Genomic DNA, 18,293 nt, shown 5'->3' on the forward strand with positions numbered 1-18,293 from the left:
CACACCATCTCCAAGGACTACTTCGGGTTCGCAGGCGCCAAGGCGGGCTCGGGCCTGAAGGGCACCAACACCGGCTACCTGAACCTGGCGTTCGCCCAGGAAGTGGCCCCCAGCATCACGCTGAAGGCATCGGTGGGCTTCACCCGCTTTGCCAGCGACATCAAGGACACGGGCGTGCCCAACTACATGGACTACAGCGTCGGCGGCGCGTATGACTTCGGCAGCGGCCTGTCGCTCGGCGCTGCGGTGGTGGGCGCCAACAAGAAGGCCTTCTTCGGCCACGTGAACAAGTCGCGCGTGATCGTCACGCTCACCAAGACCCTGTAAGCCCGTCCTCCAAGGACGAGCAACGGGCCTTCACAGCGCGCACCGCGTCGCCCGCGCGCCCGCCACCCGCAGCCGCTCTTTCAGCGCGGCGGGTGCCAGCACCTCAAAGTCCACGTTGAGCGCCATCAGCCAGTAAACCAGCGAATCGCTGGCCGCGCATTCCAGCTGACTGCGCTGGCCACCGTCGACGCTGGACACCACGCCCGCAAACTGGGGGATACGGCGCGACATCAACGCATAGGGCGCGTGCAGCACCACGCGTGCCTGCTCAGTGTGAGCCGGTGCAGAGATCGAGCGGGATACGTAGCCCTTCAGATCACCGCCATCGGGCGATACCCGCGGCGCGAAATGCGCGCCCACCTGCGGGTCGCCCACGATGCGGTCGATGCGGAAGGTGCGCCAGTCGCCCCGCACGCAGTCCCAGGCCACCAGGTACCAGCGCTCGCCGGTGTGCACCACGCCTTGCGGCTCCACGCTGCGCCGCGCGTGGCGGCCCTGGGCGTCTTCGTAGTGGAACTCGGTGCGCAACTGGTCGCGGCAGGCGCCTGCCAACGTGGCCAGCACGGAGGCCTCGACCACGGGGCCGATGCGGTCGAGCGGCAGGATGGCCGAGCGCAGCGCGTCCACCCGCTTGCGCAGGCGCGCGGGCATCGCCTGCTCCAGCTTGACCAGGGCGCGCAGCGCGGGCTCTTCGATGCCGCCCACCGCACCGGCCGTGGCGGTGCGCAGCGCAATCGACACGGCCAGGGCCTCGTCGTCGTCCAGCAGTAGCGGCGGCAGCGCCTGCCCGGCCCGGAAGGCGTAACCGCCCGCCACGCCGCTGCTGGCATGCACCGGGTAGCCCAGCTGGCGCAGGCGGTCCACATCGCGCCGCACGGTGCGCGGGTGCACCTCCAGTCGCTCGGCCAGCTCGGGGCCCATCCAGTGGGTGCGAGTCTGCAGCAGGGAAAGCAGCCGCAAAAGACGCGTCGATGAACTCAGCATGGCGTCACTGTACTTTTTATTGAGGACCAAAACTGTCCGCAATGGTTTCTACAGTGGAGACACCTTTTCTTTCACCCCCAACCCAAAGGAGTTCTCCATGTCCATCGTCCTCTACTGGCACCCCATGTCCAGCGCCAGCCCCATCGCCTGCGCCCTGGCCGAACTGGGCGTGCCCCATGAACGCGTGAAGGTCGACATCCGCACCGGCGAACAGCACCGCCCGGAGTACCTGGCCCTCAACCCCAACGGCAAGGTCCCCACCCTGACGGTGGACGGCGCCCCGATGTTCGAGACCCTGGCCATCCATCTGTGGCTGGGCCACCGCTTTGGCATCGAGCGCGGTCTGTGGCCCGCGGCGGGCACGCCCGAGGCGCTGCAGGCGCTGTCGTGGTGTGCATGGTCGTATGTGACCTACGGCGCCTTGATGGTGCGCCTGAATGTGGCCACGCGGGGCGACGAGGCTTTGCAGAGCGACATCCATGCGCAGGCCGCCAAGGCGGGCCTGAATGACCTGCTGGCGGTGCTGGACGCGCGCCTGGCCGCGCAGCCCTGGATGCTGGGCGCCGACTACTCGCTGGTGGACCTGGTCGTCGGCTCGGTGCTCGGCTACAGCGTGTTTCTGGGCGCACCGGTGAATGCGCACCCGCATGTGCAGGCCTGGCTGGCGCGGGTGCAGGCGCGGCCGGCGATGCAGATCGAGTCCTGAGACGGATTGGCGGTCGCTCCAACGGCCTGCTTGGAGGGGCCGTTCAACAGCCTTGCCGAAACGTCGCGCGGCGCTTCGACAAGCTCAGCGTGAACGGACTCTTTGTTCACGAAGCGCTGCGACAGCGCCGACCGTCAGCGTATGCGCAGGGCCGTGGCGATGCAGCGGCGCTACAGCAGCACGATGTCGTACTGCTCCTGCCCCACCGCGCTCTCGGCCTGCAGGGAGATGGGCTTGCCGATGAAGTCCGACAGCCCGGCCAGGTGCTGGCTTTCTTCGTCGAGGAACAGCTCCACCACGCGCGCCGAGGCGACCACGCGGAATTCGCGGGGGTTGAACTGGCGGGCTTCGCGCAGGATCTCGCGCAGGATGTCGTAGCAGACGCTGCGCGCGGTCTTCACGCTGCCCTTGCCCTGGCAGGCTTCGCAGGGCTCGCACAGCATGTGGGCCAGCGACTCCCGGGTGCGCTTGCGCGTCATCTCCACCAGGCCCAGTTGTGAGAAGCCGCCCGCCATGGTCTTGACCCGGTCGCGCGAGAGCTGCTTCTTGAACTCGGTCAGCACCGCGTCCTGGTGGCCGGCCTGCACCATGTCGATGAAGTCCACGATGATGATGCCGCCCAGGTTGCGCAGCCGCAGCTGGCGCGCAATGGCCTGCGCCGCCTCCAGGTTGGTCTTGAAGATGGTGTCGTCGAAGTTGCGCGCACCCACGTAGCCACCGGTGTTCACGTCGATGGTGGTGAGCGCCTCGGTCTGGTCCACGATGAGGTAGCCGCCCGACTTCAGATCCACGCGCCGGCCCAGGGCCTTGGCGACTTCTTCGTCGATGGAGTACAGGTCGAAGATGGGGCGCTCGCCCTTGTAGTGCTGCAGCTTGGGAGCAGCAGCGGGCATGAATTCCTGCCCGAAGGCGCGCAGGCGCTGGAATTGCTCCAGCGAATCGAGGCGGATGGTCTGCGTGTGGTCGCCCACCAGGTCGCGCAGCACGCGCTGCAGCAGGTCCAGGTCCTGGTGCAGCAGCGACATGGCGGGCAGCTTGAGCGATGCCTCCTTGATGCGGGCCCAGGTCTTGCGCAGGTAGGCGATGTCTTCGGCCAGTTCTTCATCGGTGGAGTCTTCGCCATTGGTGCGCAGGATGAAGCCGCCGCCACCGCCCGTGGACTTGTCGCCCACCAGCGCCTGCAGGCGCGCGCGCAGCGCATCGCGCTCGGCGCCGGGGATCTTCTGCGATACGCCCACGTGGTCGTCCTGCGGCAGGAACACCAGCAGGCGCCCGGCGATGCTGATCTGCGTGGACAGGCGCGCGCCCTTGGTGCCGATGGGGTCCTTGATGACCTGCACCATGAGGGACTGGCCCTCGAACACCTGCTTTTCGATCGGGATCTGCGGCTCGGTCTTGCGGGCGAATGCTGGTGGCTCGCCGTCAGGCTGGCGGTGCCACACATCGGCCACGTGCAAAAAGGCCGCGCGCTCCAGGCCAATGTCGATGAACGCGGACTGCATGCCCGGGAGCACCCGCGAGACCTTGCCCAGATAGACGTTGCCCACCAGGCCGCGCTCCAGCGTGCGCTCGATGTGCAGTTCCTGCACCGCGCCGTGCTCCACGATGGCCACGCGGGTTTCCTGGGGAGACCAGTTGATCAGGATGTCTTGTTGCATGGCGTTGTCGTTATGTTTGGGTTTTGGTCGCTGCCGGGCTTTGGCTCCGTTCACGCCCCCACCAACACGTCTTTGCCGGTCCGCCGAGCGCTGGTGGCTTTGTGGGGGCCACAGCTGTCGGGCGGGCTCAGGGGCGGGAGATGCGAGGGGGTTTGCCGGGTGCGTCAAAGCGCCACTAGACGGCGAAACCGGCTGCGCGCAGCAGTTGCGCCGTCTCGTACATGGGCAGCCCCATGATGCCCGAATAACTGCCCGCCAGGTGCTCCACATACGCGGCAGCACGTCCCTGGATGCCATAGGCGCCGGCCTTGCCCAGCGGCTCGTCGGTGGCCACGTAGGCGTCGATCTGCGCCGCCGTCATGGGCGCGAAGGTGACGCGCGACACCGACAGCGCCGCAAGCCGCTTGGTGCCCACCTGCAGCGCCACGGCGGTGAGCACGCGGTGCTCGTGCCCTGCCAGCTCGCCCAGCATGCGCGCGGCGTGCGCGGCGTCGTCGGGCTTGCCGTAGATGGTGCGGCCCAGGGCCACGGTGGTGTCGGAGCACAGGATGGGCGCATCGGGCAACTGCCGCCGTGCGCGCCGCGCCACGGCAGCGTCGAGCTTGAGGCCGGTCACGCGCTCGACATAGGCCGTGGGCGCCTCGCCGGGCAGCACGGCCTCGATGGCTTCGGCGTCCTCGGGCTCGTCGCCATCGACATTGGGCAGCAGCAGTTCATGGCGCACACCCAGCTGTTCGAGCAGCTGGCGCCGGCGCGGGCTCTGGGAGGCGAGGTAGAGGAAGTCAGGCATGAACGGATTCGATCAAAAATCGGCCCCAGCGCTGATCCATCAAGCGCTGGCAGCTATCACATCAATAGCAAACGGCAGGAGGGCCATGGTGCGCTCTGGCCTGCTCATTCGCGGTGGTAGGGGTGGCCTGCGTTCACCGACCAGGCACGGTAGAGCTGCTCGATGAGCAGCACGCGCACCATGGCGTGGGGCAAGGTCAGGTCGGACAGGCGGATGCGCTCGTGCGCGCCCTGGCGGAAGGCCGGGTCCAGCCCGTCGGGGCCGCCGATGACCAGCGCCACGTCGTCGCCGCCCAGCTGCCAGCCCTTGAGCCGCTCGGCCAGCGCCTTGGTGGTGAGGTTGGTGCCGCGCTCGTCCAGCGCCACCACGCGCGTGCCGCGCGGAATGGCCGCCTCGATGCGCTCGCGCTCGGCGGCGTAGAGCGTCTCCAGCGTCTTGGAGCCCCGCGGCTCGGTCTTGACGGCCTTGAGCTCCACCTTGAGCTCGGGCGGGAAACGCTTGGCGTAGTCGTCGTAGGCCGTCTGCGCCCAGTCGGGCACGCGCTGGCCCACCGCCACGATCAGCAGTCTCATGCGAATGCGTTACCGAAAAGGGTTGCGCCGCCCGTCAGCTCAGCCGTGCCGCCCGACCGTCAGGCCCGGCCGCCGCTGCGCGATGGCGACTTCTTGGCCGCGGGCTTGGCGCCGGCCTTGGCCGGGGCGCTGGCGGCAGACCGGAGGGCGCCGCGTGCGGGTGCTGCGGCACCCTTGGCGCCGGTCGACTTGGCGGCTGCGGGCTTCTTGGCGCCGCCCGGCTTCACGACCACGGTCTTGATCGGGGTCTTGGGGGCCGATGGCTTCTTGGCGGCTGCGGTGCTGCCCGCCGTCTTGGCGGTGGTCTTGGTTGGGGTGGTCTTGGCCGCTGGCTTGCTGCCGGCGCGGGCCGCGGGCTTGGCCGCGCTGGTCTTGGCGGCCGGCCTTGCCGATGGCTTGGCGGCTGCCGACTTGGCGGGCGCTGCGGGGGCAGCCTTGGCCGCCGTCTTGGCCACGGCCTTCACGGTGGCCTTGCCGGAGCGTGCAGCCACGGTCGGAGCTGCAGCAGCAGCCTTCTTGGCCGGAGCCTTCGCAGCGGCCTTGGCGCCCGACTTGGCGGCCTTCTGGGCCGACTTCTTTTCGGCCAGATCGGCGGCGGCGCTGGACACCGGCTTGGCGGCACCCAGCTTCAGGCGCACGGGGGTTTCGCCCCACAGTTCTTCCAGGCGGTAGTACTGGCGGATGGCGGGCTGCATGATGTGCGCCACGGCCGGGCCGCAGTCCACGATGATCCATTCGCCGTTGTCTTCGCCTTCGATGCGGGGCTTGGAGAAGCCCGCTTCCTTCACCGCGTCGCGCACGCTGGCGGCTAGCGCCTTGGTCTGGCGGTTGGAGGTGCCCGATGCCACGATCACCCGTTCAAACAGCGGCGAGAGATTCTCGGTGTTGAAGACCTGGATGTCTTGCGCCTTGACGTCCTCCAGCCCATCGACGATGGCGCGCTGGAGCTTGGTAACGTCTTTCTTGGCGGCGGATTCCGATTTGGTGGAGGTGGTCATCAGGTGGTGAATAGAGAGGGAATGGAATCAATATAGCGTGCAACGCGGCGTACAGCCAGTGGGGCTGCGCCTTGGGTGTTGCGCCGGTGTCGCGCTGGGGCGCTGCGGCAGTTCGCGGTGTTTTTGGCCTCTGGCGCTTTTGTGAAAAGCGCACACAGCTATTGAAATTATAGCTTTGGTGCCCTTCGGGCCATCTGTGGCAGCATCTTCACGGCGTCAGGCGCCTGCCTGCGCCCCGCTGCCCAGCCAGTCGCGACGCACCAGGAACCGCTGCGCCAGCTGCGCTTCGGCAGAGTCGGCGGCGTCCGAGCGCTGGTACGACCAGGCCACCAGCGGCGGCATCGACAGCAAGATGGACTCGGTGCGCCCGCCGGACTGCAGCCCGAAATGCGTGCCCCGGTCCCAGACCAGGTTGAACTCGACATACCGGCCGCGGCGGTAGAGCTGAAACTCCCGCTCGCGCTCGCCGTAGGGCATGTGCTGGCGCTGCTCGACGATGGGCAGGTAGGCCGACAGGAAGGCGTCGCCCACCGACTGCGTCATGGCCAGGCTTTGCGCGAAGCCCAGCTCGGAGAAGTCGTCGTAGAACACCCCGCCCACGCCGCGCTGCTCGCTGCGGTGCTTGAGGTAGAAGTATTCGTCGCACCACGCTTTGAAGCGCGGGTACTTGTCGTCGCCAAAGGGCGCCAGCGCATCGTGGCAGGTGCGGTGAAAGTGCACCGCGTCGTCCTCGAAGCCGTAGTACGGCGTCAGGTCCATGCCCCCGCCGAACCAGCAGGTCGGCGCCTGGCCCGGGTGGCCGGCGGCGATCATGCGCACGTTCATGTGCACCGTGGGCACATACGGGTTGCGGGGGTGGAACACCAGCGACACGCCCATGGCCTCGAACGGCGCGCCGGCCAGCTCGGGCCGGTGCTGCGTGGCCGACGGCGGCAGCTGGGGGCCGCGCACGTGGCTGAAGCCGCAGCCCGCGCGCTCGAACACGCGGCCGTTTTCCAGGATCTTGGTGATGCCGTCGCCCTGCAGCGGCTCGCCGGGCGCCTTGCGCCAGGCGTCGGCCAGGAAGCGGGCTCCGCCCTGCTCCTGCGCGCCTTCCACGGCCTCCAGCGCAGCGGTGATGCGGGCCTGCAGGCCCTGCAGGTAACCGCGCACCTGCTCCACCGTGTCGACCGTGTTCAGGCTTTGTGCGCCCGCCATCAGCTCTTCAGCGCCCGGAAACCAATGTCGCGGCGGTACTGCGCGCCGTCGAACTGGATGCCGCGCGCCACGTCGTACGCCCGCTGCTGCGCCTGCTTGACGCTGTCGGCCAGCACCGTGACGCACAGCACCCGGCCGCCGGTCACGCTGACCACGCCGTCCTGCAGCTGCGTGCCGGCATGGAACACCACCGCATCGTCAGCGTCCTGCGGCAGGCCGGTGATGGCGTCGCCCTTGCGCGGGTTCTCGGGGTAGCCGTGGGCGGCCATGACCACACCCAACGCGGTGCGGCGGTCCCACTGCAGCTCCATCTGGTCGAGCTTGCCGTCGGCCGCGGCGGCCATCACATCGCTGAAATCGCTTTTGAGGCGCATCAGGATGGGCTGGGTTTCGGGGTCGCCCATGCGGCAGTTGAATTCGAGCGTCTTGGGGTGGCCCTTGGCGTCGATCATGAGGCCCGCATACAAAAAGCCGGTGTACGGGATGCCGTCCTTTTCCATGCCGCGGATGGTGGGCAGGATGATCTCGCGCATGGCGCGGGCGTGCACGTCGGCCGTGACCACGGGCGCGGGCGAATACGCGCCCATGCCGCCGGTGTTGGGGCCTTCGTCGCCGTCTTTCAGGCGCTTGTGGTCCTGGCTGGTGGCCAGCGCCAGCACGTTCTTGCCGTCGCACAGCACGATGAACGAGGCTTCTTCGCCTTCGAGGAACGCCTCGATCACCACGCGCGCCCCGCCCTCGTTGTGCGTCACGCCGTACTTGTTGTCCACCAGCATGAAGTCGACCGCGTCATGGGCTTCCTGCAGCGTCATGGCCACGACCACGCCCTTGCCGGCCGCCAGGCCGTCGGCCTTGATGACGATGGGCGCGCCCAGCCGGTCCACGAAAGCGTGGGCCGCTGCCGGGTCGGTGAAGGTGTCGTAGTCGGCCGTGGGGATGCCATGGCGGCGCATGAAGGCCTTGCTGAAGGCCTTGGAGCTTTCGAGCTGGGCGGCCGCCTGCGTGGGGCCGAAGATCTTGAGGCCGTGCGCGCGGAATTCATCCACCACGCCAGCGGCCAGGGGCGCCTCGGGGCCGACCACCGTGAGGGCGATCTTCTGCTCCTGTGCCCAGACGCGCAGGGCCTGCACGTCGGTGATGGCCACGTTCTCCAGCTTGGCGTTGAGCGCAGTGCCGCCATTGCCAGGCGCGACGAACACCTTGGTGACCTTGGGGGACTGGGCCAGTTTCCAGGCCATTGCGTGTTCACGGCCGCCGCCACCAATCACAAGTACTTTCATAGAACCTTTGTGAACCTCTGGCGCGGCGTTGGGCCACGTACAGGGTTCGGGAAAAACATCTCGATCTCAGTTACTCAACATTCTTTGCGCAGGGCGCCCAGGCCCTCGAAACCGGCGCGGCCCCATCGCCAGCGCACCCGTGGAACTGGCTTCGCCAGGCCACCGGGTGCGTCCCCCTCCCGCGCAGCGAGAGAGGGGGAAGGCGCGCAGCGCCCCAGGGGGAGCTTCACAACGCCGCGTTGTGATAGACCTCTTGAGCGTCGTCCAGATCTTCCAGCACGTCCAGCAGTTTTTGCATGCGCACGGCGTCGTCGCCGGTCAGCTCGATGGTGTTTTCAGCCCGCATCGTCACCTCGGCCAGTTCGGGCGTGAGGCCGGCGGCCTGCAGCGCATCCTTGACGGCTTCGAAGTCGGCGGGGCTGGTCAGCACTTCGACGGCGCCGTCCTCGCCGGTCACCACATCGTCGGCACCGGCCTCCAGCGCCACTTCCATGACCTGGTCCTCGTTCGTGCCGGGTGCAAAGATCAGCTGGCCGCAGTGCTTGAACTGGAACACCACCGAGCCTTCGGTGCCCATGCTGCCGCCGTGCTTGCTGAAGGCGTGGCGCACTTCGGCCACGGTGCGCACGCGGTTGTCCGTCATGGTGTCGATCATGATGGCCACGCCGCCGATGCCGTAGCCTTCGTAGCGGATTTCTTCGTATGTCAGCCCTTCGGCGTTGCCGGTGGCCTTGTCGATGTTGTACTTGATGCGGTCGGCGGGCATGTTGGCCGCCTTGGCCTTGTCCACCGCCAGGCGCAGGCGGGGGTTGGCAGACAGGTCGCCGCCGCCGGAACGGGCAGCCACGGTGATTTCGCGAATGATGCGGGTCCAGATCTTGCCGCGCTTTTCATCCTGCCGCCCCTTGCGGTGCTGGATATTCGCCCATTTGCTGTGTCCTGCCACGAGAAGTCCTTTTGTATTGATTTAATCTAGCCATGCTTGTCGGGCCCGGTGCAGCGGCAAACCGTGTCTTTCGCGCCACGGCGGCGGTGCAAACTCCACCGCCAGCGCCTGCAGAGGCTGGTTTTTGCGCCCCTCAGGCGGCGCCCGATCCACCCGTTTTGCCTCTGTAGCGCCCGGGCCGAACAAGTCATCTGCCGATTTTACTTTTTGCCGACCCCGCCCCCGAGGAAACCCGAAATGGCCGAACCCCTTCTGATCGCCAAGCACGACACCATCGAATGCCACCTGCTGCCCGGCCTGGCCAACCGCCACGGGCTGATCACCGGCGCGACGGGCACCGGCAAGACGGTGACGCTGCAGACGCTGGCCGAAAACTTCTCGCGCATCGGCGTGCCGGTGTTCATGGCCGACGTGAAGGGCGACCTGACCGGCGCAAGCCAGCCCGGCAAGATCGGCGACAAGCTGGCCGCCGTGCTCAAGGAGCGGGGCCTCGATGTGCCCCCGCCCCTGGCCTGCCCCACCACGCTGTGGGACGTGTTCGGCCAGCAGGGCCACCCGGTGCGCGCCACGGTGTCCGACATGGGCCCGCTGCTGCTGGGCCGCATGCTCAACCTGAACGAGACGCAGTTGGGCGTGCTGAACATGGTGTTCAAGATCGCCGACGACAGCGGCATGCTGCTGCTGGACCTGAAAGACCTGCGCGCGATGCTGACCTTCGTGGGCGACAACGCCAAGGAGTTCACCACCGAATACGGCAACGTGAGCGCCGCCAGCGTGGGCGCCATCCAGCGCGGGCTGCTGCAGATCGAGCAGCAGGGCGGCAGCGCGTTCTTCGGCGAGCCCATGCTCAACATCCAGGACTTCATGCAGACCGTCGATGGTCACGGTGTCGTGAACATCCTGGCGGCCGACAAGCTCATGAATTCTCCGCGCCTGTACGCCACCTTCCTGCTGTGGATGCTGTCCGAACTGTTCGAGCAACTGCCCGAGATCGGCGACCCCGACCAGCCCAAGCTGGTGTTCTTCTTCGACGAGGCCCACCTGTTGTTCAACGAGGCGCCCAAGGTGCTCATCGAGCGCATCGAGCTGGTGGTGCGCCTGGTGCGCTCCAAGGGCGTGGGCGTGTACTTCGTCACGCAGAACCCGCTCGACATCCCCGACAGCGTGCTGGCCCAGCTGGGCAACCGCGTGCAGCACGCGCTGCGCGCCTTCACCCCCCGCGACCAGAAGGCCGTCAAAGCCACGGCCACCACCATGCGGCAAAAGCCGGGCCTCAATATCGAGACCGCCATCACCGAGCTGGCCGTGGGCGAGGCGCTGGTGAGTTTTCTGGACGCCAAGGGCCGCCCCAGCGTGACCGAGCGCGTGTTCGTGCTGCCCCCGGGCAGCCAGCTCGGCCCCATCACCCCGCAGCAGCGGCAGGCGCTGATGGCCAACTCGCTGGTGGCCGGCGTGTACGAGACCACGGTGGACCGCGAGTCCGCGTATGAAAAGCTCAAGGGCCGAGCCGACAGCGCCCCCGCGGCACCGGCCGGCACGCCTGCCGCACGCACGGGCGGCGGCACCCCGGTGGGCACGGCAGGCGGGGGCGCCCAGCCGCAGGAAAGCAGCTTTCTCAACGACCTGCTCTTTGGCACCACCGGCCCGCGCGGCGGGCGCAAGGACGGCCTGGTGCAGACCATGGCCAAGTCGGCCGTGCGCACCGTGGGCACGAGTGTCGGCAAGGAGATTCTGCGCGGCGTATTGGGCGGGATCTTCGGCAGCAAGAAGAGGTAGCTCGCCCTCCCGCGCTGCGCTCCTTCCCCCTCTCTCGCTGCGCGGGAGGGGAACTCACCCGGTGGCCTGGCGAAGCCAGTTCCAAGGGCGCACTGGCCTGGGGCGCGCCAGTCATGACGGTCTTGGACAAAGGGATCTCGCTGGGGGCACATCAGGGCAAAAGATAGTGCACTGCAGAGGCCTCTACCGCTTATCCATCAAGCGCCAGAAGCTATCAATTCAATAGCATTCAACATCCACGCCACACCCCCTCAAATTCTTCTCCCGGCGTGCGTGCGGGCATGGCACCATGCGCGCACAAAACAACACACCACAGGAGGATGGGATGGGACGCATCGACAACCTGCTCGTGCGCTGGGGGCCCCGCACAGTGCTGATGGCCAGCGGCATCTGGGTGCTGGTCTTTGTGGGCATGTTCGCCGGGCTGTGGCGCATGCGCTGGACGTGGGCGGCGTATGCGGTCGCCACCGTGGTGCTGACGGCCATCGTCATCCAGTGGACCAATGTGGTGCGCGAGCGCTATGTGCGCGAAGCCGCCCTGCCCCAGTTCTTGAAGCGCAAACTGCGCGAAGCGTATCCCCACCTGAACCAGAAGGACTGCGAGCTGGTCGAGCGCGGGCTGCGCCAGTTCTTCCTGGCCTGCATGCGCAGCAGGAAGCAATTCGTCGCCATGCCGTCCAAGGCGGTGGACGCCATGTGGCACGAGTTCATCCTGCACACCCAGGCCTACAAGACCTGGTGCGAGCGCGCGCTGGGCTTCTTCTTGCACCACACGCCCGCTGAGGCCCTGGGGGCCCGGGCCAAGAACAACGACGGCCTGCGCCGCGCCTGGTACTGGGCGTGCAAGGACGAGGGCATCCACCCCACATACCCCTCGCGCCTGCCGCTGCTGTTCGCGCTGGACGCCAAGCTCGCGATTGCCGGCGGCTTTGCCTACGTGCCCGACTGCCGCGACATCATCCGCAAGAGCGATGCTGGGGGCGATGCCAGCGGCACCTACTGCGGCACGCACTTTGCCAACAGCGGCTACAGCGGTAGCTCGGGTGACTTCGGCGGTGCCGAAAGCTCCAGCAGCTCCGGTAGTTCCAGCAGCAGCGATGGCAGCAGCAGCGACGCAGGTGGCGACGGGGGCAGTTGCGGCGGTGGCTGCGGTGGTGGCGGCGGCGACTGACGCGGCGCGCGCAGGTAACCTCGCCCCCATGCACTCCATCCCGCCGCTGCACCTCATCGCCGCCTTCGACGCGGTGATGCAGTGGCGCAGCTTTCAAAAAGCGGCCGACGCGCTCAGCCTGTCGGCCAGCACCGTGAGCCACCGCGTGCGCGAACTGGAAAAGACCCTGGGCGTGCCCTTGTTCACCCGCAGCACCCGGTCGGTGGCGCCCACGCCCGAAGGCCTGCACCTGCACCAGCAGACCAAGGCCGCGCTGCAGGCCCTGCAGGACACGTTTGCCGGCTACGCGCACCAGCAGCGCAGCGTGGTGCGCATCAGCGCCCTGCCCTCGTTCGCGCGGCTGCGGCTGGTGCCGGCCCTGGCGCAGCTGCAGGCCACCGGGCAGGCGCCCGGCATCGAGATCCAGGCCAGCACCGACCTGGCCGACGTGGACCAGGGCGACGCCGACATCGCCATCCGCTTTGCGCGCGCCCGGCCGCACGCGCACCACTGCGAGAAGCTGCTGGACGACGTGTGGTTCCCGGTGGCGGCGCCGGGCTACCTGCGGCGGCTGGACGTCCCGGCCAGCGAGCCTGCGCTGCGCAAGGGCACGCTGCTCACCCACACCCGGCAACCCTGGCAGCCCTGGCTGGCACAGGCAGGCATCCGCCTGGCGGCGGCGCAGCGCGCCATGACCTTCACCGACACCGCGCTGCTCATCGACGCGGCCCTGGCCGAACAGGGCATTGCGCTGGCGCGGCAGTCGCTGGTGCACGACCTGCTGGCGTCCGGCGCGCTGGTGCGGCTGTCGGACGTGGCGCTGCCCGCCGAGCAGTCGTACTACCTGCTCGCGTCCGAGCGCACCGTCATCACGCCGCGCGGCCAGGCCGTGATGGACTGGATCCGGCAATTGGCACGTCAGGGCAACGCGGCGCCACAGCGCCTGTCAACGCAAGCTACCTGTGCCGCAGAAAGATGAGTACGCGGGCCCGTTGCCCAGGTATCACCCCGTCTTCACCATCAACACGATGCCCGCCAGCACACCCGCCATCGCCACGGTCTTGTGACGAATGAAGCGCTCCTGCAGCAGCCAGGCGCTCAGCCCGAACACCATCACCAGGTTGGTCCGCCGCAGCACGGAGATCACCGAGATCATGGCCCCCTCGACCTGCACCGCGGCCAGGTAGATGTACTCGGCCACCACGTACGCCACCGCAATCGCCACCACCGGCCAGACAGCGGGCCACGCCGCACTCCAACCCGGCCACCGCCCTCGCAAGCCACGTCCGCCCAGCCCCGGCAACACAGACGTCACCACCCACGGCAGCAGACACAGCGCCAGCACGCCCCGCTGCACGGCCGACCAGGCCTGCACCGCCGCCAGGTCCAGCCGCAGCTGCGCGACGATGTGCTTGTCGTACAGCGCATTGGCCGACGACAGCAGCGTGGCCGCCACCATGCACAGCACCCAGCCATCGCGGCTGAAGCGGATGCCCTCCTTCTGCCCGATCAGCGAAAACGCCAGGTACGACAGCATGGCCACCGCCAGCCCCGCCCACTGCCACGCGCTCAGGTGCTCGCCCAGCAGCACGATGGCGCCCAGCGCCGTCCACACCGGCCCCGACGCGCGCACCCCGGCCGATATCGACAGCGGCAGCGCCTTGACCGCGTAGTACGACAGCACCCAGGTCGCCACCATCATCAGCGACTTGGGCAGCAGCAGCGCATGCGCCTGCCAGGCCAGCGGCGCAGGGTGCAAGCCCAGCGGGCCCAGCACCTGCGCTGCAGCGCTGCCGCCCGGCACCACGATGAAAGGCAGCCATGCGCAGGCTCCCAGCAGCGACGACGCCACCACCACGGCCAGCACCCCGGTCTCCCGCAGCGCGATCTTGGTCAGAAAGTCATAGGTGCCCAGCACCAGCCCGGCCAGCAAGCCCAGCAGCACCCAGGTGGTCATGCGGCGGCTCCGTGCGCAAGACACCGAAGCTGCTGCATCGGTGCCACAGACAGGACGAGGGCGGGCGCCGCACCGCGGCATTGGAAGCGATTCACACAAGGCCTTTCTTTCAATAAAGAAAAGCCACCGAGGCTAAACACGCTGCCGCTGCGATTGCGGACGTTTGCGCAGCAGTGGCGCGCCACGGCGCAGCAATCGCACCGCAGCCCGGTGCAGCCACACTGCCTCCGCTCTGCTACGCAATCCATAGCGCCCTGCGCACAGAGGGAAAGCGATAGAGCCCCTCTTCATATCCAAGGCGCCCCCCAAGTCACCCACGCGACGACACAGCGCTGCCCGCCGGGTCTACAGTGCCTGCCCATGAACACACCGCCCTTCACCTGCTTTTCGCTCAGCATCGACAGCCACGTTGCCCACCTCGTGCTGAACCGCCCCGAGGCCATGAACACCATGCACCCCACCTTCTGGCGCGAACTGGACGAGGTGCTGGCCCAGCTGAACAAATCAGGCGAGGCCCGGGCGTTGGTCATCAGCAGCACCGGCAAGCACTTCAGTGCGGGCATGGCGCTCGAGACCTTCGGCGGCGCCATCACCATGGACGACCAGAGCCCCGAGGGCCGGGCCGCCATCTTCGACCTGCTCACCGACATGCAGGCCACCTTCAGCCGCATCGAGAGCCTGCGCATCCCCGTCATCATGGCCATCCAGGGCGGCTGCATCGGCGGCGCGGTGGACATGGTCACGGCGGCCTGCGTGCGCTACGCCACGGCCGACGCGTTCTTCTGCATCCAGGAAATCAACATCGGCATGGTGGCCGACGTAGGCACGCTGCAGCGCCTGCCCAAGCTCATCCCGCTGGGCGTGGTCAAGGAGCTGGCCTACACCGGCCGCCGCCTGAGCGCCGCCAAGGCCTTGGGCCACGGGCTGGTCAACGAGGTGTTCGACACCCACGAGGCCACGGTCGCCGCCGCACTGCAGTGCGCGCAGGAGATCGCCACCAAGCCCCCCGTCGCCATCTGGGGCACCAAGCAGGCCGTGAACTACGCCCGCGACCACAGCGTGGAAGACAGCCTGCGCCAGATGGGCTGGCTGCAAGGCGCCATCTGGAGCAACCAGCACGTGCGCGAGTCCGTCACGGCCATGAAGCAAAAGCGTGCGGGCGACTTCCCGACGCTGACGCCGCTGATCCGGTTCAGCGAACAGGGGTAATGGCGCGGGCGGTGGGCAGCCGCTGGGCTGCGGTCGTGGCCGGCTGCTTGCGCCACCTCTGCGGGTCTACAGCTTGGGAGCACTCACCCCACCCGTTCGGGCTGAGCCCGTCGAAGCCAGGGCGCACCCTCCCCCGCCGCGACCAGACCCACTCCCATCCAAACACTATCGAATTCATAGCTACCAGCGTCCACCCATCAAGCGGTAGCAGGCATTTTTAACCCCAAAACCGCCACCAAGGGCTATCATGTGCCGACCCGGGGCAGGCCGCGCCCCGCAGCGAGGACGCCACCATGACCGTGCCCAGCCTACCCCTGCCCACCTACGACGATGTGGCCGCTGCCGCGCAGCGGCTCGCAGGCGTCGCGCACCACACGCCGGTGATGCGCTGCACGGCCATCGACCAGCGCCTGGGCGCCAAGCTGTTCTTCAAGTGCGAGAACCTGCAGCGCACCGGCGCCTTCAAGTTCCGCGGCGCGTACAACGCGCTGGCCCAGTTCAGCGATGCGCAGCGCGAGGGCGGCGTGCTCACCTTCTCGGCGGGCAACCACGCGCAGGCCATCGCACTGTCGGCCCGCCTGCTCGACATGCCCGCCCTCATCGTCATGCCCGAAGACGCTGCCACCTCCAAGATGGCCGCCACGCGCGACTACGGCGCCCAGGTCGTCACCTACAACCGCCACACCGAAGACCGCGAGGCCATCAGCCGCCAGCTCGCGCGCGAGCGCGGCATGACGCTGGTGCCGCCGTTCGACCACCCGCACGTCATCGCGGGCCAGGGCACCGCCGCGCTGGAGCTGCTGCAGGAGGTGCCCGACCTCGACTACCTCTTCGTCTGCCTGGGCGGCGGCGGGCTGCTCTCGGGCAGCCTGCTGGCCGCGCAGGCGCTGGCGCCGCAGTGCAAGGTCATCGGCGTCGAGCCTGCCACGGCCAACGACGCCCAGCAGTCGCTGCGCGCCGGGCACATCGTGACCATTGACCACCCGCAAACCATCGCCGACGGGGCGCAGACACAGTCGCTGGGCGCGCTGACCTTCCCTATCATTCGCGACCATGTCGAAGACATCATCACCGTGAGCGACGCGCAGCTGATCGAAGCGCTGCGTTTCTTCGCCGCGCGCATGAAGCTCACCGTCGAGCCCACTGGCGCCCTCGCCTTCGCGGGCGTGCAGGCCTTCTCCGGCGAGGACGACGGCGCCAAGCTGCTGCACGGCGAGCGCGTGGGCGTCATCGTGAGCGGCGGCAACGTGGACCTGGCGCGGTACTCGCGGTTTCTGGCGGACTGAGCGGGCCGCGCGCCGGGGCCTGTGGCTTTGTACGGCTCTGTACGGCTGTGCACGTCGCTGCAGCTTTGCCATCACACGCCCTGGCCCCCCCGCCGGGGCGCCCCGCCGCTCGGGTTTCCCGGCCCCGCGGCGAATGGAGGTGAAAATACACCCACCGCCATTCATTCAATTCCCAGCACACCCGAGGCCGCGCCATGAGCACCGCTAGCAACAACAATGTCACCGTCATCACCCACCCCCTGGTCCAGCACAAGCTCACGCTCATGCGCCGCAAGGACGCCAGCACCAACAGCTTTCGCCGCCTGCTGGGCGAGCTGTCCACGCTGATGGCCTACGAAGTCACGCGCGACATGCCGCTGCAGGACTTCGAGATCGAAACCCCGCTGGAGACCATGACCGGCAAGGTCATCGACGGCAAGAAGCTGGTGCTGGTGTCCATCCTGCGCGCGGGCAACGGCTTTCTGGACGGCATGCTCAACGTGGTGCCCGGCGCGCGCGTGGGCCACATCGGCCTGTACCGCGACCCGGCCACGCTGCAGCCCGTGGAGTACTACTTCAAAATGCCGTCCGAGATGCAAGAGCGCGACATCATCGTCGTCGACCCCATGCTGGCCACCGGCAACTCGGCCGCCGCGTGTGTGGACCGCCTGAAGAAGCTCAACCCCCGCTCCATCAAGTTCGTCTGCCTGCTGGCCGCCCCCGAAGGCGTGGCCACGCTGCAGAAGGCCCACCCCGACGTGCCGATCTTCACCGCCGCCATCGACCGCGAGCTGAACGACCACGGCTACATCCTGCCGGGCCTGGGCGATGCGGGCGACCGGATCTTTGGCACCAAGTAGGCGCCACGGGCACCCGTAAAAAAGCCTCGCAACAGCGAGGCTTTGTACGTGGCGGAAGACGGCTCAAAGGCGGTCGGGTCAGCAAATAGCGCCAGGCAACTGCTGCATGCACTCGGTTGAAGACGCATTGCTCCTCCCAGGTGCCTTGGCCACAGCCGCTGGGGAGTTGGCGGGCACGCCCGCCAGAGCGGTATCCCCTTTTTGCAGCTGTCTGTCGAACACCAGCGTTTCGCCAAACACCATCTCGATCCACGTGGGGTATGTGTAGGCCGTGCCGCGGTTGTGGTCCACGACAGCGCCGATCACGCCACCCAGGATGATGTTGCCGGCCAGAGCGCCATTGGGACGGGAAACCAGGGACCCGTTGGCGGCGTCCTCGCCGGGCTGCGTGCACACGATCGTCATGTCTTTGGACGAACGGCGCAGGGCCTGCATCGTGCCCGACTTGAAGGTGGTGGAGCCGTAATCGTTGGTGGCCACGCACTCGGCGCCCACCACGACGGTGCCGCCCTTTTGTTTGGTGTCTACGCGCACTCCGTGCGTGGTGTCGTTCATGACCGATGCACACCCTACCAGCGACAGGGCAGCCGCTGCTGCAAGCAAAGCTTTCACAAGAAA

At 67.9% G+C, this 18,293-nt stretch carries 18 protein-coding genes; 8 read left to right on the forward strand and 10 right to left on the reverse strand.

Annotation, left to right across the window (positions count from 1 at the left end; translation table 11 throughout):
• Positions 1-327 (forward strand): TorF family putative porin (locus ACIGHN_RS16310; protein WP_396505187.1); only part of this gene is annotated, 327 nt, incomplete at its 5' end.
• A gap of 30 nt (positions 328-357) precedes the next feature.
• On the opposite strand, the gene ACIGHN_RS16315 is transcribed toward ACIGHN_RS16310, so the two are convergent.
• Positions 358-1,311: a helix-turn-helix transcriptional regulator gene (locus tag ACIGHN_RS16315; protein ID WP_396505188.1), complete on the reverse strand. Its 954-nt coding sequence runs from the start codon at positions 1,309-1,311 to the stop codon at positions 358-360.
• Positions 1,312-1,408: 97 nt separating this feature from the next.
• Here ACIGHN_RS16315 and ACIGHN_RS16320 point away from each other — a divergent pair, with 97 nt between their 5' ends.
• Positions 1,409-2,017, forward strand: a complete 609-nt coding sequence (locus ACIGHN_RS16320) for a glutathione S-transferase family protein (RefSeq protein WP_396505189.1) — start codon at positions 1,409-1,411, stop codon at positions 2,015-2,017.
• A gap of 170 nt (positions 2,018-2,187) precedes the next feature.
• On the opposite strand, the gene rng is transcribed toward ACIGHN_RS16320, so the two are convergent.
• From rng to ACIGHN_RS16355, 7 genes are all read right to left on the reverse strand, one after another.
• Positions 2,188-3,675, reverse strand: coding sequence for a ribonuclease G (gene rng / locus ACIGHN_RS16325; protein WP_056165604.1), 1,488 nt, complete (start codon positions 3,673-3,675; stop codon positions 2,188-2,190).
• 175 nt (positions 3,676-3,850) lie between these two features.
• Positions 3,851-4,465: a Maf family protein gene (locus ACIGHN_RS16330; RefSeq protein WP_396505190.1), complete on the reverse strand. Its 615-nt coding sequence runs from the start codon at positions 4,463-4,465 to the stop codon at positions 3,851-3,853.
• Between the two features lie 104 nt (positions 4,466-4,569).
• Positions 4,570-5,037, reverse strand: coding sequence for a 23S rRNA (pseudouridine(1915)-N(3))-methyltransferase RlmH (gene rlmH, locus ACIGHN_RS16335; RefSeq protein WP_056165599.1), 468 nt, complete (start codon positions 5,035-5,037; stop codon positions 4,570-4,572).
• A gap of 59 nt (positions 5,038-5,096) precedes the next feature.
• Positions 5,097-6,035, reverse strand: a complete 939-nt coding sequence (gene rsfS, locus ACIGHN_RS16340) for a ribosome silencing factor (protein ID WP_396505191.1) — start codon at positions 6,033-6,035, stop codon at positions 5,097-5,099.
• Positions 6,036-6,251: 216 nt separating this feature from the next.
• A complete protein-coding gene (hemF, locus tag ACIGHN_RS16345; protein WP_056422614.1) occupies positions 6,252-7,232 on the reverse strand; it encodes an oxygen-dependent coproporphyrinogen oxidase in 981 nt (326 codons plus the stop codon).
• Positions 7,232-8,512: a phosphoribosylamine--glycine ligase gene (gene purD, locus ACIGHN_RS16350; protein ID WP_056419865.1), complete on the reverse strand. Its 1,281-nt coding sequence runs from the start codon at positions 8,510-8,512 to the stop codon at positions 7,232-7,234. The genes hemF and purD overlap by 1 nt, the downstream gene beginning before the upstream one ends.
• 226 nt (positions 8,513-8,738) lie before the next feature.
• The gene (locus tag ACIGHN_RS16355; RefSeq protein ID WP_056419863.1) at positions 8,739-9,458 is read right to left on the reverse strand and encodes a YebC/PmpR family DNA-binding transcriptional regulator; all 720 of its coding nucleotides are present in this window, start codon (positions 9,456-9,458) and stop codon (positions 8,739-8,741) included.
• Positions 9,459-9,695: 237 nt separating this feature from the next.
• On the opposite strand from ACIGHN_RS16355, the gene ACIGHN_RS16360 reads away from it, so the two are divergent.
• The 3 genes from ACIGHN_RS16360 (at position 9,696) to ACIGHN_RS16370 (ending at position 13,363) form a co-directional block, all read left to right on the forward strand.
• The gene (locus ACIGHN_RS16360) at positions 9,696-11,234 is read left to right on the forward strand and encodes a helicase HerA-like C-terminal domain-containing protein (protein ID WP_396505192.1); all 1,539 of its coding nucleotides are present in this window, start codon (positions 9,696-9,698) and stop codon (positions 11,232-11,234) included.
• 325 nt (positions 11,235-11,559) lie between these two features.
• Positions 11,560-12,405, forward strand: a complete 846-nt coding sequence (locus ACIGHN_RS16365; protein ID WP_396505193.1) for a glycine-rich domain-containing protein — start codon at positions 11,560-11,562, stop codon at positions 12,403-12,405.
• Positions 12,406-12,433: 28 nt separating this feature from the next.
• Positions 12,434-13,363 carry a LysR substrate-binding domain-containing protein gene (locus tag ACIGHN_RS16370; protein ID WP_396505194.1) on the forward strand — a complete coding sequence of 310 codons (930 nt, stop codon included), beginning with the start codon at positions 12,434-12,436 and terminating at the stop codon, positions 13,361-13,363.
• Between the two features lie 24 nt (positions 13,364-13,387).
• Here ACIGHN_RS16370 and ACIGHN_RS16375 read toward each other — a convergent pair whose 3' ends face one another.
• Positions 13,388-14,341 (reverse strand): EamA family transporter, encoded by a 954-nt coding sequence (locus tag ACIGHN_RS16375; RefSeq protein ID WP_396505195.1) that lies wholly within the window; start codon positions 14,339-14,341, stop codon positions 13,388-13,390.
• A 360-nt stretch (positions 14,342-14,701) separates the two neighbouring features.
• Here ACIGHN_RS16375 and ACIGHN_RS16380 point away from each other — a divergent pair, with 360 nt between their 5' ends.
• The 3 genes from ACIGHN_RS16380 (at position 14,702) to upp (ending at position 17,675) form a co-directional block, all read left to right on the forward strand.
• The gene (locus tag ACIGHN_RS16380; RefSeq protein ID WP_396505196.1) at positions 14,702-15,550 is read left to right on the forward strand and encodes an enoyl-CoA hydratase-related protein; all 849 of its coding nucleotides are present in this window, start codon (positions 14,702-14,704) and stop codon (positions 15,548-15,550) included.
• Between the two features lie 293 nt (positions 15,551-15,843).
• On the forward strand, positions 15,844-16,836 hold the full coding sequence (locus tag ACIGHN_RS16385; RefSeq protein WP_056419850.1) for a threo-3-hydroxy-L-aspartate ammonia-lyase: 993 nt from the start codon (positions 15,844-15,846) through the stop codon (positions 16,834-16,836).
• A 194-nt stretch (positions 16,837-17,030) separates the two neighbouring features.
• On the forward strand, positions 17,031-17,675 hold the full coding sequence (upp, locus tag ACIGHN_RS16390; protein ID WP_056165581.1) for a uracil phosphoribosyltransferase: 645 nt from the start codon (positions 17,031-17,033) through the stop codon (positions 17,673-17,675).
• A 78-nt stretch (positions 17,676-17,753) separates the two neighbouring features.
• On the opposite strand, the gene ACIGHN_RS16395 is transcribed toward upp, so the two are convergent.
• Positions 17,754-18,287, reverse strand: coding sequence for a hypothetical protein (locus ACIGHN_RS16395; RefSeq protein ID WP_396505197.1), 534 nt, complete (start codon positions 18,285-18,287; stop codon positions 17,754-17,756).
• Between the last annotated feature and the right edge of the window lie 6 nt (positions 18,288-18,293).

It is taken from the genome of Acidovorax sp. NPDC077693, assembly GCF_044542805.1.
In the GTDB taxonomy this organism is placed as follows: domain Bacteria; phylum Pseudomonadota; class Gammaproteobacteria; order Burkholderiales; family Burkholderiaceae_C; genus Acidovorax.

Excerpts from the sequence above, each read along its gene's own strand:
- ACIGHN_RS16315 (WP_396505188.1), bottom strand. The coding sequence starts at position 1,311 with ATGCTGAGTTCATCGACGCGTCTTTTGCGGCTGCTTTCCCTGCTGCAG.
- ACIGHN_RS16320 (WP_396505189.1), top strand. The coding sequence starts at position 1,409 with ATGTCCATCGTCCTCTACTGGCACCCCATGTCCAGCGCCAGCCCCATC.
- rng (WP_056165604.1), bottom strand. The coding sequence starts at position 3,675 with ATGCAACAAGACATCCTGATCAACTGGTCTCCCCAGGAAACCCGCGTG.
- ACIGHN_RS16330 (WP_396505190.1), bottom strand. The coding sequence starts at position 4,465 with ATGCCTGACTTCCTCTACCTCGCCTCCCAGAGCCCGCGCCGGCGCCAG.
- rlmH (WP_056165599.1), bottom strand. The coding sequence starts at position 5,037 with ATGAGACTGCTGATCGTGGCGGTGGGCCAGCGCGTGCCCGACTGGGCG.
- rsfS (WP_396505191.1), bottom strand. The coding sequence starts at position 6,035 with ATGACCACCTCCACCAAATCGGAATCCGCCGCCAAGAAAGACGTTACC.
- hemF (WP_056422614.1), bottom strand. The coding sequence starts at position 7,232 with ATGGCGGGCGCACAAAGCCTGAACACGGTCGACACGGTGGAGCAGGTG.
- purD (WP_056419865.1), bottom strand. The coding sequence starts at position 8,512 with ATGAAAGTACTTGTGATTGGTGGCGGCGGCCGTGAACACGCAATGGCC.
- ACIGHN_RS16360 (WP_396505192.1), top strand. The coding sequence starts at position 9,696 with ATGGCCGAACCCCTTCTGATCGCCAAGCACGACACCATCGAATGCCAC.
- ACIGHN_RS16365 (WP_396505193.1), top strand. The coding sequence starts at position 11,560 with ATGGGACGCATCGACAACCTGCTCGTGCGCTGGGGGCCCCGCACAGTG.
- ACIGHN_RS16370 (WP_396505194.1), top strand. The coding sequence starts at position 12,434 with ATGCACTCCATCCCGCCGCTGCACCTCATCGCCGCCTTCGACGCGGTG.
- ACIGHN_RS16375 (WP_396505195.1), bottom strand. The coding sequence starts at position 14,341 with ATGACCACCTGGGTGCTGCTGGGCTTGCTGGCCGGGCTGGTGCTGGGC.
- ACIGHN_RS16380 (WP_396505196.1), top strand. The coding sequence starts at position 14,702 with ATGAACACACCGCCCTTCACCTGCTTTTCGCTCAGCATCGACAGCCAC.
- ACIGHN_RS16385 (WP_056419850.1), top strand. The coding sequence starts at position 15,844 with ATGACCGTGCCCAGCCTACCCCTGCCCACCTACGACGATGTGGCCGCT.
- upp (WP_056165581.1), top strand. The coding sequence starts at position 17,031 with ATGAGCACCGCTAGCAACAACAATGTCACCGTCATCACCCACCCCCTG.